The sequence below is a fragment of the Nitrosomonas marina genome (assembly GCF_900110145.1).
GTDB classification, from domain to species: Bacteria; Pseudomonadota; Gammaproteobacteria; order Burkholderiales; family Nitrosomonadaceae; genus Nitrosomonas; species Nitrosomonas marina.
In genome coordinates this window covers 159,097-174,910 of record NZ_FOCP01000001.1, presented here as the reverse complement: position 1 = coordinate 174,910, position 15,814 = coordinate 159,097, and the positions used below count along the sequence as shown (strand labels likewise).

14 protein-coding genes are annotated in these 15,814 nt (G+C 48.9%); 2 read left to right on the top strand and 12 right to left on the bottom strand.

Going from position 1 to position 15,814, the window contains the following annotated elements; translation table 11 throughout:
- The first annotated feature begins 47 nt into the window (after nt 1-47).
- Nucleotides 48-728, top strand: coding sequence for a transglycosylase SLT domain-containing protein (locus tag BMX44_RS00840; RefSeq protein ID WP_218143890.1), 681 nt, complete (start codon nt 48-50; stop codon nt 726-728).
- 139 nt (nt 729-867) lie between these two features.
- On the opposite strand, the gene BMX44_RS00835 is transcribed toward BMX44_RS00840, so the two are convergent.
- The 3 genes from BMX44_RS00835 to ilvD form a co-directional block, all read right to left on the bottom strand.
- Nucleotides 868-2,076, bottom strand: coding sequence for a succinylglutamate desuccinylase/aspartoacylase family protein (locus BMX44_RS00835; protein ID WP_090627056.1), 1,209 nt, complete (start codon nt 2,074-2,076; stop codon nt 868-870).
- Between the two features lie 533 nt (nt 2,077-2,609).
- Nucleotides 2,610-3,029: a VOC family protein gene (locus tag BMX44_RS00830; RefSeq protein ID WP_090627247.1), complete on the bottom strand. Its 420-nt coding sequence runs from the start codon at nt 3,027-3,029 to the stop codon at nt 2,610-2,612.
- A 135-nt stretch (nt 3,030-3,164) separates the two neighbouring features.
- Entirely contained in the window at nt 3,165-4,838 is a 1,674-nt protein-coding gene (gene ilvD / locus BMX44_RS00825) for a dihydroxy-acid dehydratase (protein ID WP_090627055.1), read from the bottom strand.
- A 127-nt stretch (nt 4,839-4,965) separates the two neighbouring features.
- Here ilvD and lgt point away from each other — a divergent pair, with 127 nt between their 5' ends.
- Nucleotides 4,966-5,808 carry a prolipoprotein diacylglyceryl transferase gene (gene lgt, locus BMX44_RS00820; protein ID WP_090627053.1) on the top strand — a complete coding sequence of 281 codons (843 nt, stop codon included), beginning with the start codon at nt 4,966-4,968 and terminating at the stop codon, nt 5,806-5,808.
- Here lgt and BMX44_RS00815 read toward each other — a convergent pair.
- The 9 genes from BMX44_RS00815 to BMX44_RS17490 form a co-directional block, all read right to left on the bottom strand.
- Complete coding sequence (locus tag BMX44_RS00815) at nt 5,798-7,192, bottom strand: alginate export family protein (RefSeq protein ID WP_090627052.1); 1,395 nt, start codon at nt 7,190-7,192, stop codon at nt 5,798-5,800. The two genes, lgt and BMX44_RS00815, sit on opposite strands and share 11 nt — an antisense overlap.
- Nucleotides 7,193-7,269: 77 nt before the next feature.
- Entirely contained in the window at nt 7,270-8,691 is a 1,422-nt protein-coding gene (locus tag BMX44_RS00810) for a sigma-54-dependent transcriptional regulator (protein ID WP_090627050.1), read from the bottom strand.
- Nucleotides 8,684-10,357, bottom strand: a complete 1,674-nt coding sequence (locus tag BMX44_RS00805) for a two-component system sensor histidine kinase NtrB (RefSeq protein ID WP_090627048.1) — start codon at nt 10,355-10,357, stop codon at nt 8,684-8,686. The genes BMX44_RS00810 and BMX44_RS00805 overlap by 8 nt, the downstream gene beginning before the upstream one ends.
- Before the next feature lie 5 nt (nt 10,358-10,362).
- Nucleotides 10,363-10,620 (bottom strand): PP0621 family protein, encoded by a 258-nt coding sequence (locus tag BMX44_RS00800; protein ID WP_143056857.1) that lies wholly within the window; start codon nt 10,618-10,620, stop codon nt 10,363-10,365.
- 399 nt (nt 10,621-11,019) lie between these two features.
- The gene (locus BMX44_RS00795) at nt 11,020-11,910 is read right to left on the bottom strand and encodes a hypothetical protein (protein WP_090627045.1); all 891 of its coding nucleotides are present in this window, start codon (nt 11,908-11,910) and stop codon (nt 11,020-11,022) included.
- A gap of 154 nt (nt 11,911-12,064) precedes the next feature.
- On the bottom strand, nt 12,065-12,547 hold the full coding sequence (locus BMX44_RS00790; RefSeq protein WP_245738774.1) for a YfiR family protein: 483 nt from the start codon (nt 12,545-12,547) through the stop codon (nt 12,065-12,067).
- A 104-nt stretch (nt 12,548-12,651) separates the two neighbouring features.
- Complete coding sequence (locus BMX44_RS00785) at nt 12,652-13,044, bottom strand: hypothetical protein (RefSeq protein ID WP_177167624.1); 393 nt, start codon at nt 13,042-13,044, stop codon at nt 12,652-12,654.
- Nucleotides 13,041-14,951: a TonB-dependent receptor plug domain-containing protein gene (locus BMX44_RS00780; protein WP_245738773.1), complete on the bottom strand. Its 1,911-nt coding sequence runs from the start codon at nt 14,949-14,951 to the stop codon at nt 13,041-13,043. Before BMX44_RS00780 ends, BMX44_RS00785 begins: the two co-directional genes overlap by 4 nt.
- Before the next feature lie 561 nt (nt 14,952-15,512).
- The gene (locus BMX44_RS17490; protein WP_090627039.1) at nt 15,513-15,716 is read right to left on the bottom strand and encodes a YfiR family protein; all 204 of its coding nucleotides are present in this window, start codon (nt 15,714-15,716) and stop codon (nt 15,513-15,515) included.
- Nucleotides 15,717-15,814 lie beyond the last annotated feature (98 nt).

Sequence of the window (15,814 nt, the reverse complement as noted above, 5' to 3'; positions counted from 1 at the left end):
AATAACTGAATGTTGTGACGATACGCTGGTAGCGATCAATACTCAATATGTTACACAAAGCAATGCGCGTCTTTTTTTCCAGACTGTTTCATTCAATGCGTTCAACCGGACCGGGTTTCAAACCGGTTGTTGTCCTGCTGCTGTTAGCCGGGCTGGCCGGTTGCGCCGCCAGCCCGCCACGACAGCAGCATGATTTGTGTGCTGTATTTGAACAGCAACCTGGCTGGTACGATTATGCGAGAGCTTCAGAGGACAAATGGGGCGTTCCGGCACATATACTGATGGCTTTTGTGCGGCATGAATCCAGTTATCGGCACAATGCCAAACCGCCGTTCGAATGGTTCCTGTTTATTCCACTGGGCAGGGCCTCTTCGGCCAGTGGCTATGCCCAGGTACAGGACCCGGCATGGAAGGACTACAAGGAGGCGACCGGCGGTTTGTTCAAAAGCCGTTCAGATATGGCGGATGCACTGGATTTTGTCGGCTGGTATAACCATAAAAGCAATCAACAGCTTGGTATTTCCAAGTGGGACCCGAAAAACCTGTATCTGGCATATCATGAAGGGCATGGCGGCTACCGCCGTGGCACCTATCGCAACAAACAATGGCTGCTGCGGACAGCCGAACGCGTCGATCATACAGCACGCGAATATGGTGCCCAGCTGCGCCGTTGCGAGGAACAGTTCCGCTGCAGGCGCTGGTACCAGTTCTGGCCATTTTGCAGTTAATGGAGTGTTCTGGCTACTAATAATGCGGATAACGGTTTTGCATGCGCTGCCTGAATCGGGCAAACGGCGATTCAATAACAGCCGTTTCTGACATGATAATGGCAGGCACAGGCTTGCAGCAACCCAATGTGTGAATGTCTTATTCCGATTCAGGGGTGCGGCCTGAAAGCGGGAAAGACGGTAAATCGGGTATTCTGCTTATTGTTGACATTTTTTCTTCCGCTTGCTGAATGCCAATATGAAAACCCGCAAAACCCGGCATCACCACCTGGTCAACCGCCATGCCAATGATTCGGCCGTCATAAGGAGAAACAATTTGGCTGCGCGCATTGGTGATCGGGTCGGTCACGACACCCAGCACGCTGTTTTTCATTACCTGCTCGCCAAGCCGGACATGACTGAATAGAATGCCGCCCTGGTTGACGCGAATCCAGGCGGACTGATAGAAAACTGATTCAAGCATGACCGGATCGTTATCGACATCAATCATATTCAGTTTGTTGAGTAATGTCAGTATGCTTTTGACGCCATAGCGAATTGCGGATTCCTGAAGCGTCTGGGATTTTCCCGCTTCCAGCGTGACCGAGGGAATGCCTGCTTTGACTGCGGCATGGCGCAGCATGCCCTCTGTTCCCTCGCTATGCAGAATGACAGGTATGCCAAACAGATGTGCAAAAGCGGCAACCTCGGGAACATTCAGATTTCCCCTGATCTGCGGCATATTCGTACGATAGGCGGAGCCGGTATGCAAATCGACAAGAAAATGGCAGTGCTGAATGATTTCCTGAAAAAAGGAATGTGCAATGCGTGCAGCCGAACTGCCATCAGGGTTGCCCGGAAAATAGCGATTCAGATCGCGGCGGTCGGGCAGGTAACGTGATGTTCGGTGAAAGCCCTGCATATTAACGATTGGGACGCCGATTACCGTTCCTGATAAGTTTTCAGGGTTCAGATCATGAAGGATGCGACGAACAATTTCGATGCCATTCAATTCATCGCCATGGATTGCCGCGGTCAGACATACTGCTGGCCCTGTATAGGCGCCGTTGACGACAAGCACGGGTGTGGGCAAGTGCAATCCGTCCAGGGATTGCTGCTGTTGCCAGGAAAGACGCATGGCGCGTGCGGGAGGAACTTCGGTTGAAAGAATGTTCAGGAACTGTTGCGGTTGTTTTGCGATTCCGGTGTCGGGAATTTCGTCATAATTATTTTCATGCGGCTGCATAACAATGGCCGCGGTGCCGTCCAGGTCAGCCGGTTCATGATGACTGTCACCGGTGTGCGGTTGATGTGCAAAACCGTTCAATACGGTCAATAGCAATATTGATCCAGCTATTATTTTCTGCATAACAGTACAACCCACACAGACGTTTACACGAAGACCCGGGCGGTGATTATTGTTTATATATATTTCAACGATAATTCCGCAGCCCTGATCCTTTTGATTGGCTTATAGCACTTTTATTTATCTTTTACAATTGGTTGTCGGGTATAAATGATAATTTACCTCATGAATACCAAAAAACATCATGAAAGTGTTGTTTTCTTGTGAGTATTGAAAAAAACTGACACGTATGAGTCTATCAGCAGAGAAGAGGCAAAATCTGTTTGGTCGCTTGAAATTCAGAAGAAAGTAACCTGGATACGAGATATCAGTTTTTATACTGTTTTTACTTGAGAGTGGCGAACATATCACATTGAGAACAGGGTGCTCCGCTTCTGGATGTCGTCCGGATTTGCTGCAAATTTCTGAGTAAAACAGGGCGGGTAACGATAATAGATATGCATTGTGTTACATGGGTTTTCAATTTTAAATCCTTGCGATATTTGAACCGGCGTCATAACGAATGTTTCGGTTGTGGGTACTCGCCAAGGAGGGTTTCAGGTTTCCTGTGTTTCCCAGGGTGCGCCCTTCAGTTCGATCGTGTTGCCTTCCGGGTCTTTCAGGTAAATAGATGGACCATCTCCCTCGGCACCGTACCTTGATTCGACACGGCCTCCGTCATACCCTTTTTCACGCAGGTAGCTCAAAATTGACTCGCCATCGAACGATTCAATTCTCAGGCAGAAATGATCGAGATTCCGGCCTTCCATACCGGGAGCGGCTCCTCCCGCTTTCCCGAGCTTGCTATCCACCGGTACCAGATCAATCAGCGAAGAACCCGCCCTTAACTGGTACAGACCAACGCTTTCCTGGGTCTTTTCGAGTTCGCAGCCGAGCACATCCAGATAAAAACGCATCATCCGCTCTACATCGATTACTCTTAGTACTACATGATCGATATGCTTAATCCTGAACATTACGCTTGCCTCGTGCTGTTGATGAAACCTGCCTGTCTGAACAGACACAATGCGCTGATTGAGTTGCCTGACCGGGTAAATGAACGAAACGGGTGCCATATCTGTATGACATGGCACCTTTCTGGTTGGTTTTTTTTAATCCGTGATCGCTCCCTTGCTGGCCGCCGATACCAGTTTTGCATATTTGGCCAGAACGCCACGGGTGTATCGTGGTGCGGGTGGATGCCAGGCCGCGCGGCGTTTTTCGAGTTCCTCGTCGGACACGTTCAGCTGCAGCAGACGTTCCCCGGCGTCGATGGTGATCGAATCGCCTTCCTGGACCAGTGCGATTGTGCCGCCGACAAAAGCTTCCGGTGCGACATGACCGACGACCATGCCGTAGGTGCCGCCTGAAAAGCGGCCATCCGTGATCAGACCGACGGAGTCGCCAAGCCCTTCGCCGATAAGGGCGGATGTCGGTGAAAGCATTTCGCGCATGCCGGGTCCGCCTTTAGGGCCTTCGTAACGGACCACGACAACGTCGCCTGGGTTGATTTTGCGGTCCAGAATTGCGCGCATGCAGGTTTCTTCGGATTCAAACACGCGTGCGGGGCCAGTAATCTTGGGGTTTTTAATGCCGGATATTTTTGCGACGGCCCCTTCGGAAGACAGATTGCCTTTGAGGATGGCCAGATGTCCCTGTGCGTACAATGGATTGCTCCACGAACGGATGACATGCTGATCGGCACGGGGCGTTTCGGGTATGTCCTTCAGCACTTCTGCAATTGTCTGACCAGTAATAGTGATGCAGTCGCCATGCAGCAGACCGTTTATCAGCAGCATTTTCATCACCTGTGGAACACCGCCCGCCTCGTGTAGATCTGCGGTGACGTAGCGACCGGATGGTTTCAGGTCGCAGATTACCGGAACGCGTGCGCGGATTGTCTCGAAATCGTCAATGGTCAGATCGACTTCAGCAGCATGAGCGATTGCCAGTAGATGCAGAACAGCATTGGTGGATCCGCCGACAGCCATAATGACGGTTATTGCATTTTCAATCGATTTGCGGGTAATGATGTCGCGCGGCAGGATCTGTTTTTTTATTGCGTTTACCAGCGCCTCGGCTGACTGGCCCGAACTGATCAGTTTGTCCTCGTCTTCGGCCGACATCGTGGAGGAGTAGGGCAGGCTCATACCCATTGCTTCAAATGCGGACGACATCGAATTGGCTGTGAACATACCGCCGCAGGAACCTGCGCCGGGGCAGGCGTGCCGTTCAATCTGCAGCAATTCGTTATCGTCTATTTTTTGTGCACTGTGCTGACCGACGGCTTCGAACACGCTGACGATGGTCAGATCCTGGTCTCTGTATTTGCCGGGCTTGATGGTGCCGCCGTAAACGAAAATAGCGGGTACGTTCATGCGGGCGATGGCAATCATCGCGCCGGGCATATTCTTGTCGCAGCCGCCAATGGCAATGACGCCATCCATGCTTTCGGCCTGTACGCAGGTTTCAATCGAATCGGCAATGACTTCCCTTGAAACCAACGAATATTTCATGCCCTCTGTGCCCATGGAAATGCCGTCCGATACGGTGATGGTACCGAACATCTGCGGCATTGCGCCGGCCTGGCGCAATGCCTGTTCAGCCTGTAACGACAGATCATTCAGGCCCTTGTTGCACGGTGTGATTGTGGAGTAACCGTTCGCGACACCGACGATAGGCTTGTTGAAATCGCCATCGGTAAAACCGACTGCGCGTAACATTGCACGGCTTGGCGCATGCTGGGTGCCTTGCGTGATGGCCTGGCTGCGTTTGTTGTCTGGCATACTGACTCCTGAAATTTTTATATTGTAATGTGTCTGTGTTTAAAAAATGTAACAGAGAAAGCATTCTATTGTGATATGCGCCCTTGTTATAATAAGCGTATTTTACCGTAATAAAAGGCGATCACCCATGCTTGTTCATCCTCAGATTGATCCTGTAGCCGTTTCCCTTGGGCCGGTGTCTATTCACTGGTACGGATTGATGTATCTGATCGGTTTTTTGCTGTTTTTCATGCTGGGACGTTATCGCATCAAATATGGTCCGAAAACGGTCGTTACCAATGAACTGCTCGACGATATTCTGTTTTACGGCATGTTGGGGGTGATTATCGGCGGTCGGCTGGGTCATGTTCTGTTTTACCAGTTCGGCTACTATCTGGAAAATCCGTTGAGTATTTTCGTTATATGGGAAGGAGGCATGTCGTTTCACGGCGGCTTTCTCGGAGTCATTGTGGCGATGGTCGTTCTGGCGCGCAAGCATGGTGTTCACTGGTTGAACATTACCGATTTCGGCGTGCCGCTGGTGCCGCTGGGACTGGGTGCGGGGCGTATCGGTAATTTTATCAATGGCGAGCTCTGGGGACGCCCGACTGATGTGCCCTGGGGAATGGTTTTTCCGTATGTCGACGATTTGCCGCGCCATCCGTCACAGCTGTACCAGTTTTTTCTGGAAGGAATTGTACTGTTTCTGCTGGTCTGGATATATTCGTCAAAGTCGCGCCCAATGGGCGCCGTGACAGGTATATTTATGATCGGCTATGGCGTGGTGCGTTCAATTGCGGAGTTTTTCCGCGAACCGACAGAAGGCTTCATGGGGTTGCTTACATTCGGCGTCAGCATGGGGCAATGGCTGTCGCTTCCAATGATAATGGCCGGTGCTGCTCTGATTGTATGGGCGGGGCGACAGCCGCAGGCTGACGATATACCGGTCGCGACAACAACAAGGCGCCGCAGAAAAAAAACTAAAAACTGACTGTGGCCTGGGTATAGAAATAGTTGATATCGTCTCGATGAGCCGCATTGGGTGCCTGATGCATGAATTGACCGGAAAAAAAGTGCGTATACCCCAGTTCAATGTCCATATTTCCCGGTAACAGTTGCCATTGTATGCGTGTATCGATCTGTGAACCGACAAAACTTCCCGAGCGGCCGCTTTCGTCCCTGAGACCGCTGTTTCCCCATGTATCCCGATCGGAGGCAAGCCACAGCGCACGATAATCCACTGCCGCATTGAGCCGGGTATTTGGAATGAACTGTAAACGCAGTCCGGGTGAATGCATGTTGGTGCGTGACAGTGCGCCGTAAATTCCAGTTGGCCCAAAGTCAAAGCGGCGCGAGCCAAATAAGGTATCAAAACGTCCATTGTTGCCATCATCGGGATTTTCATCGCCGCTGGCGAAGTCATAGAGCGCTGCGATTCTGGGCGACCAGCCTATTGGCAATGTAAAGCCGATTTCAAGATGATAAAAATGGGCAAAATGCTCCAGGGTCCTGTAATCGGTCGGCGATGCGCGGGACCGTCCTATTTGAAAGGCAGACTCGAGTTCATAGTCGATATTGGACGCTGCTGGCGCCCTGAAAATTCGAAAACCCGGCGTGAACAGCTGCCGGTTCTGGGCTGGATTGCCCGGTAAATTCTGTTCATGCAAGCCGAATACGAACAATTCGCCACGCCCGTATCTGGAAATATTGGTTGCGGCGAAAATTCCCCACAGTTGCAAATCGAATCCTTCCTCGTCAAATACAGTTTTGTTTTGGTACAGCAGCGCTGGTGTGTCGGGAAGGCGAATGACGGGCAGAGTCCAGAATCCGCGCAGATGCAGGCCGTTGAGGCCGGCAGTGCTGTGCCAGTTAATGTCGATACCGGTAAAACTGTTGATGGTATTGCGGAATCGGTTGCGAGAAACGAATCTGCGACTGCCGACATCCAGCGTCATTCTGCCGGCCTGGATCGTCAGATTTCCGTCCAGTGTATCTGGCCGATTGTATTCCAGGTAGGCGCGCAGCAGTTCAGCGGAATTGACAATGGTCGTATTGAGCAGTGCATTGCTGTCAACTGTCGTGCGTGAATCCTGTAATTCACCGCCTACTGTAAAACCGGCCGGCAGTTGAATTCGGCCATGGACCAGAGTGCGAAACGCGATAATATCTGTTTGGTCTGTCTGATTGGCCCTGAATTCATCGTCCATGAATTCGTATCGACTGCGATGATTGACTTGTAATGAAAAGCCTTGTGGCAATAGATCGTTCAGTAACCATTGCGCCTGTAGCGCTCTGCTTGTGAACAGAATGCTTGCGCCGTTCAGAATCAGGAAGATGATAAGAAAAAGGGAGCCTGAGCGACGATAAATGTTCAATTTAAAACCGCCAATTTATTACATCGCAGCCGATTGTTCAACTGCAATATCAAGAAGCGCAGAAAGAACTGTGGCGGCTATAACCTGAATGGTTTTTTCAGATCGAGCCCCAGGCGATCCATACGGTAGCGCATGGATCGCACCGTTATACCCAGCAGCTTTGCTGCAGCTGTTCTGTTATAGCGGGTTTGTTCAAGTGCCTTGACGATGGATTCTTTTTCCAGGCGGTCCAGATAATCCTGTAGCGGCAGTTCCTGACCCGCCGTGGCCGCTAGGCTGTCAGGTGCTTGATGAATTTCCCTGGGTTTGAGCTGCAATTCGCCTTTACCAATTTTTTCGGCGGAAGACAGCGCCAGTGTACGCTCCAGAATGTTTTCCAGTTCGCGCACATTACCGGGAAAGTCGTATCCGGTAAGTGTGTCAAGCGCGTCCTGATCGAGTCGGGAGCGCGGTCTGTTCGTTTCGCGACAGATTTTGGTCAGAATACTGCTTGCGATGAGTGGTATATCCTCACGCATTTGGCGCAGTGCGGGCATATCCAGCTCAATAACATTCAACCGGTAGTACAGATCCTGGCGGAATTGCCCGTTTTCAACGCATTCGCCCAGTTTTTTATGGGTAGCGCTGATGATGCGCACATCGATATTTTTTTCCTGGGTATCGCCTAACCGGCGTACCTGCTTTTCCTGGATAACCCTGAGCAGTTTTACCTGCATGGCAAGGGGTAAATCAGCGACCTCGTCAAGAAACAGCGTGCCTCCGTTGGCGGCCAGAAAAAAACCGTCGTGGTCTTTGTCGGCGCCAGTAAACGCTCCTTTTTTATAACCGAAAAATTCACTTTCCATCAGGTTTTCGGGAATCGCGCCGCAATTGACGGGAACAAAGGGCAGATCGCGACGCGCGCTGCGCTCATGAATCATGCGGGCGGCCAGTTCCTTGCCGCTACCGGATTCGCCGCTGATATAAACGGCGGCCTGACTGCGTGACAGTTTCTCTATGGTTAAACGCAGCTCGCGCATGGGCTCCGATTCGCCGAGCAGGGTGCGCTGGTTGCCGGTATTTTTTTCAGGCATGGTCTCGGTGCGGATCGGTGGCAGACTCAGTGCTGATTTGACCAGGGCGCGAAGCTGTTTCAAAGAAACCGGCTTGGTCAGGTAATCAAAGGCGCCTGCTTTCAGCGCCGCAACTGCATTCTCGGCTGTTCCGTATGCTGTGATTACAGCCACTGGCAGTCCGGCGCAGTGTCGGGAAATATACTGTACCAGGTCGATCCCGGTGCCGTCTGGTAATTGCATGTCGGTCAGGCAAAGTTGAAACGGGCGAGACTGCAGCAGTGTCCTGGCATCCTGGGTATTCATTGTGCTGATTACTTGCATGCCCATGCGTGCCAGCGTCAATTCGAGTAATTCGATAATATCCGGCTCATCATCAACAATCAGAACATGTGGCGCTGACTGGTGACCGGCTGGCGAGGAGCCGGAAAGGTCTTTGTTAAACATGGCGACTGGCATCCTTGCAGAGTATTCTGAAAAAGCCGTTTTCAAGATTAACATACTCAATCGAGGCGTGATTGGCTTCGCACAGCTCCCGTGCAATATAAAGCCCCAGGCCGGTACCATTGGAAGCCGTGGTAAAAAAAGGTTCAAACAGCTGTTTGGCCTGGTGCACCGGGACTCCGGGGCCGTCATCCCGGATATCCAGACAGAGACTGTTGCTGTGACTGCAGCGGTCGATCCCGATTGTAATACTGCCTTGTTGTTGTCGGCAATACCGCCAGGCATTGCGGCATAAATTCCAGAGAATCTGGTGCAGATGGTTCCGGTCAAAGTCGATTCGGCATGCAGAGCTGTCAAATGTGGTGTCAAACTGAAAAACCGTGTTGTCGATTTTTTCCGTCAGGCAGAAATCGTTCACAAAATGCCGGATAAATTCCGTGGCATCGATAATTTCTGATTTGACTTTATCACGACGATTCAGCTGCAGAACGTCCTGGACAATCCTGTTTAGGCGTTGTGTGTTGTCGTGAATAATTCGCAGCAGACGGCGATTACTGTCAATTTCGCTGTGACTGGCGTTGCCGGCATAGTGTTCGTCTTCTTCGAGCAGTTCCGCTGCATGACTGATGGAAGACAGCGGGTTCCGGATTTCATGGGCTATATTGGCTGTAAGCCGACCTAATGCGGCCAGCTTTAGCTGCTGTATCTGTGACTGGAAGCGGCTGGTGTCTTCCAGATAAATGATAACGCTGGCATGCGGGTTATTTTTGATCGAAATGAAACGGGTCTTGACCAGGGTATTGTTCTGGGGCAGGCGCAGCAGATCGAAAGCGATATTGGTGCTCTCGCGCCAGCAGGATAATCTGGATGCGAGTTCAGGCGTATGGTCGGCAAGATTGCAGGGTTCGAAATAATCGAACTGTGGTTCCAGGTTTAACAGTTTTTCAGCATATTGATTACTTTGACGTATGTTTCCATCTTTGTCGACAACCAGAATCCCTTCCTGCAGATCCTGAATAATCAGCTGATTAATCTGCGCCATATTTGCCAGGTCGATACCTCGCTCAAAAGCGAGCTTCTCGCTGGCTATCGCACGTGACGCCAGCTTGTGTGCAAGCCAGGCAACAACGAAGTAACCCATGCTAAGCAATGCGGCATGGGTTAACTGAGGAGTATAGAAATCGATATAAAGAAACGCATAGATTTCCTGCAATAAAATGCCGATCGTGGCAATTGCAGCAAAAAACAGCGCCAGTTTTCCTTTGCTGATCAGGCCACCGCCAGCCAGGGAAATCATGAGTAGAATACCCAGCCCTCCTGCCAGTCCGCCACTGGCGTAACTCATCACGCAAATAAAAATAACATCGGCGCAAACCTGCTGGATTAGCTGCCAGTTAAAATCGGGTTTACGCAATTTGATCAGCAGCGTAAACAGGCAGCTCAATAGCAAGTAGAGTGACGCCGCATAAAAGAAAAGCGTGTCATCGTGTGAGCCCAGCGTGGAATATTGAAACGACCACGCGAATATGGCCAGCCCACTGGTTATGATAATGCGCGAAATGTTGAATAGATGAAGCGAATGCCAGAATGAATCCGGATAGGTGGGCGCCGGATTATTCAGTCCGGTTTTGGATTCAAGCAGTGGCGGTGAATGAATATCCGTAATCACAGTGATTATGAGGAAGAATCCTCACGTTGATGTTCGAGGCGGTGTTCATTGCAGCAATAGAATTCACCCTGACTGGTAACGCTTTCGCTTCTTGGCATGTGTACGCCGCACTGCGCGCAACGCACCATGTCTTCGAGCGATATTGACGCCGCATTTTCCTCGTCGCTGTTATCTTCCAGATTGTCTGTATCTTCAGATGACCGTGTTTTGATAAGCCAATAAACCAGAACGGCGATCATTAAGAAAAAAGCCAATTTTCCCAAAACAATGTTCTCCTGTATCACATGACTGTTAGCAAACGCAGTAACCAGTATAAACCTTCCTTTCCGAATCACATACGGATTTGATTGAAACTGCCGGTTTTGATGCGAAGTTGTATTTGTCAGATGAATAGTGCAAGCTTAACGAAAAAAACAAAATTTAATCGCCGGATTAATCGGTGACTTTGCCTTTTAATTAGTAAACTCGGATCAGGATGAAGAACGGCCGGCTGCGAGTGCATCCATGTACTCCCGGGACTGGGGTTGCTGTTGTCATGAGCGATATTCGAGAGTCGCTGTCCAGAAACAGCGGCTAATGCAACAAAAAAAGCTTATGCATTTTTTACGGCGACATGCATAACCAGAAAATGATTTGAAATTCCCAGCCTGGTTCTAACAGCGCTAGTTTGCAATCTTGACGAAAGTGTTGTTTTGCCTGACCCAGACTTCACCGGTAAATGCATCGCTTATTGTCGTTGCGTCCGTGGTGAAGCAGTCGGCTACAACCTGGCCGGAATAGGTGCCTGACGAACTATAAGTGATAGGGGGTGTTACCTGGATTCCGTCAATGGGAAAGCTGGACAGAGCGCCTGACAGGGAGTCTGTTATATCAAAACAAATATCGGAGTTTACGACCAGATTGGTCGAATCAGGCGCGGCATTGATGGTACAGTGTTTGACGCTTGCGCCAGCATCGACAATGGATTTAAATGGGTTGGGCAGACCAGGTATTGTGGTTGTGATACCGTTGAGGCTCGAGGATGTAATCGTGTTATTGCTGAGTACAGATACGCCGCTTGCCTCAGTTTGGTGAGGGGTTACGCAAAGATTGCTGCTGGTTGGGTCATTCATGTCCGGCGCGGGTATGCACTGACCATTGGTTGTCACTGTAACCACATTGCCACTCTGGCTATAAAAAATTCCGTCAGGTACGTTCGTGGTATTGCAGGCGCTGATACTTGTATTACCGCCTGAATTTTGAATGAAACTGACCAGGTTAGGCAGGGTATCAACCGCTGTTGCGGTATTCCAGGGGCCGCCAAGTACATACACATTGTTGTCATTCACATTAACGCCCGCATAAATACCAGTTTCTGGATAGAACCGGAATAACCACGGATCGATACTCTGCGTGGCTTTATGACCAGGAAACAGCGCCGGATATGTGTTTTCAGCCCAGTTAAGCACGTTGTCCGTATCACTGGCGGTATTTTCAGCAGCTACGAAGTGCGTATGTGCGATCAGCACAAGTGAGCAAATCAGTTGAATAAGGTTTTTGAGACGCTGTTTCATGGTTGAAAAACTCCGGTTAATTAATCAGGTTTTGTAAAATTCAGTTTTGACATAACTTTTCAAGCATACCTGTTTAAGTGTTAAACCATAGGTCGGATCTGACTGATAAAAGGTTAATATTTCATGCGTTAGAAACAGTGTGATCATCGTTTCATTAATACACTTTGGTGGCCAGATTCAATAGCCTTGCACTGATATTCAGGCCCGAGCTGCGCGCTCTATTCAGATTGATTTCAAAAACAATTTTTTCATTAACAAGCACCATATTGATGGCTATCCCTTGTGCTGCTGCATCAGGACTGTCTGCAAGCGTAAGAACAGGTTTATCCTGTAAGGCATCTAACAGAGCAGGAAACTTTTCGCGCTCGGATTTCGAAAAAAATACAACCTGACAGTCCTGCAACTGATCGATACTGTCAGTGCGAATGACACTGAGTTGATGGTTGTTTACGGACCTGTGCTGCAGCTTATCAATTTCATTTTCAAAGTAGTCTTCTCCGTGGAAACAGACGTTCAATGTTTGACCTGTTTCCTCAGGCCATTGTGTAAATGCAATAAAGTTATAAATGAATGCGGCTTTTACTTTATATTCAACCGGCTCATCTGCATTGGCCATAGAATGCAGCGATGAAGACATATAACCGATACATACAGCGTACAAGCAATAGAAAACAGTTTTTCTTGCTGAGGCACTGAATAATCTGAAGAATCGGTTGAAGATATGCATGTTCGCGTTTTGTTCTAGAAGCGTTGTTGCGCCCCTATATCAGTGCCTCGCGAAATGCGCCCAGGCATGGATGGTGCAATATCAGGCACGAATTTTCTGTGATGCTCGCCGAATAAATTTCGGCCGACGGGTAACAGCTCTGAGTATTTGACGGAGTTGCATGCCAGCTTTGCATCCGTCGCGATAAATTCCGGTATACCGTAAATTGCATTGCTGCTGGTAAAGTGCAACCACATTTCATCAATCCTGCGGTTGGCAATTGAATTACTTCCGAAACTATACAGCAGCCCGACATTCACGTGCTGCTGGGTTGTTGATGTCAATGACAACTGTTTGAAGTTGGCAAACGGATGTAATAATTTCACGAGCTGAGAGAAGTCGTGCATGGTGTGGTTGTTCCCGCTCAAAAATGCCACCTTGCCCCTGCATAAATCCCGCGTGGTATGACGCCTGGTATTGAGGGGATGGTGTCGGCGACGAATTCCCTATGGCTTTCGGCAAACAGATTCTGACCTACGAGAAACAATTCAATGTTTTTGTAGGGTTTGAACGCCAGTTTGGCATCCATCGTGACATAATCGGGAATATCGTAAAATGCGATTTTGCTAATATACCGTAGCCAAAGATTAAGCTGTAGTTTTTCAGAGATATCGTAGTTTGAGCGCAGGGACAGCTGATGCTGCGGACTGATTTTGTCTGCTCCGCCTGTGATCGGGTCAAGTCTTTTTAATTCCTTATTTGAGGAAATGTCCATGTCCAGAAAGCTGTAGCTGCTTTGTAGACGCCAACTGGACAGTGGCCGCCAGTCAATAGAGGTTTCAAAACCATAAGTTAGTGCCGAGGCCTGATTATTGACCGTTGCAGGGAGTATGAATTGTTGCGGCAGTCCAGTGCTGAACGTTAATGCGCCAAAACTTAAGTCACGCAATTGGCTGTAATCATTGATGAATCCGGCGATATCGATGGATGCCTGCGGTGAAAACTGGTGGCGGTATCCAAGTTCGTAGGCAATCAGTTTTTCTGAATTGAAGCTACTATTGCCTTGTAATGTTAACAAGATAGGTATTGGTAATGCGAATGTTCCCGCTGAGTCCAATTGACCTACGGTGTTTGTAACATCATTTTCGGCGCGTGAAGGCGTACGTACCGCGCGCGAAACTGACATCCAGATTGAATTTCTTGCGTTGGGCGTCCACATAAGGCGTCCATTCGGCTGTATTTCAAATCCGGTAAAGTCATTGTGTTCGATCCGTGTACCCAGTGAGAGCAATAGACGGTCCGGTATTAGCGTAAGATCATCCCGGATAAAAGCACTGATCAGATGGTTGGTTTGCTCGGCTGGCGTGAATTTTACTAATTCGGTTTCGGAAATTTTGTTGTGATAAAGTCGGTAATTCGCACCCCAGGTTAAATCATGACGACCATACAGGAGAAAACGATGTTGAAAGTCAATGTCAAAGCGCTCATCGTGTGTCCTTCCTATCGGTAATAAACGCGTTTGATTAGTGTCATAATAAGTTTGCAGCAAGATCGAATTTTGTTCGGAAAATATCCGGTTCCAGCGAAAACGGATATTGCCGCCCTCCTGATGTCCGCGCAAGCCATTGGTTGGTATGTGGCTTGGAAGCTGAATAGTTTCTCGGCTGAGTGTGTCTCCTTTTGACAGATAAAAAAGGTCGCCTTGCAGGGTGAATTCGTCATTTCCACGCGCGTGATCCACGCGAAACCCGCCTCTGACCGAGTGCCACTGGTTGTGAATGTTCTCACCTGACAAAGCAGTAGTATTGTCACGTGTAAATCCTTTGGCATAAATTCTGAAGGGCGTCTGCGCGTTGATTTCTCCGCCGTAGCGTGCGCCAATAAAACCATGCTCGAAACTGCCGCCACCGGCGGTAAGAAACGTACCCTGCGTATCGGCCGCTTTTTTGGTAATGATATTGATCACACCATTGACTGCGTTAGCGCCCCATGAGGTGGCTGCAGGTCCGCGAATGACCTCGATACGTTCTATATCCGCCATCAGTGTGTCCTGCTGTTCCCATAGAACGCCAGAAAAAATCGGCGAATAAACGCTTCGTCCATCCATGAGAACCTGTAATTTATTGGCATAAAGACCGTTAAACCCGCGTACACTAACGGCCCATTTATCGGTACCAACGCGAGCAACCTGAACACCAGGCGCCATGCGTAACGCATCAGGAATACTGGTTGCTCCTGAGCGGCGTATATCATCGCTTGTGATTACGAAAATTGCAGAAGCAACATCAATCAGCTTTTGTGATTGTCTGGATACCGTGGTAACTTCGATGTTCATCAATTCCTCGATGCTGAGGCCAAAATATTGATTATCAATACCCCTTCCAGCGGCGGTTGCAATGTGTGTAAAGCAACACATAATACTGAAGACCAAAAATTTAAAGCCTGGTTGCTTTATTTTGCGGTTACCTGAAAACATGCATCGATTTTTCTGTAGTGTTGATAAATTTATTCAAAGAACTGGAATATCTGGTTATTTCCAGACAACCATGATATCCGTGATGCAGTTGGAATAAAGTCATGAAAAGAGAAACTTAGGGCCTCTTTTTAATAGTGAAGAAAAGTGTTTTTTGCGCTGACTACGGATTTTGATATTGGAAGAAAGGGTTGTAGTCCGGGGCGCTTCAGGTTATGGAATCGCCACAATAATCCAGTTAAGGAGCTGATTTCTGTATAACTCCTTTACTGGAACAGGAGTGCAAAAAAAGCAAGCAGGACGGAGACTGTTTACAGTGTATAGTGCTTATATTAAAAGTTTCGCTGAAGGAACCTGCGGTGAAAAGAAGCCGTTTGGCAGCTCCAGTAAAATGTCTGATTAACGAATGTACGCAGGTTCCACTTATTGATGTGCCTGGGTTGCAAGCTGTAGCAATCTTGCACTGATATTTAATCCAACCCGGCATGCAGCCTCCAGATTGATTTCAAACTTTATTTTGTTATCAACCAACTGCAGATTGGTCATGATGCCTGTTCTGGCTGCATGGCTGGTGTCAGCTATCGTCAGTATAGTCTGCTCTCGTATACTGCTTAAAATACTGGACAGGTTGTTTTTTCAGACTGTGAGATAAACAGCATCTGGCAATTGCTCGCTTTGTCAAGTGTTGACAAACGCAATACTTTTATTGTTCGTCGGTTGACGGA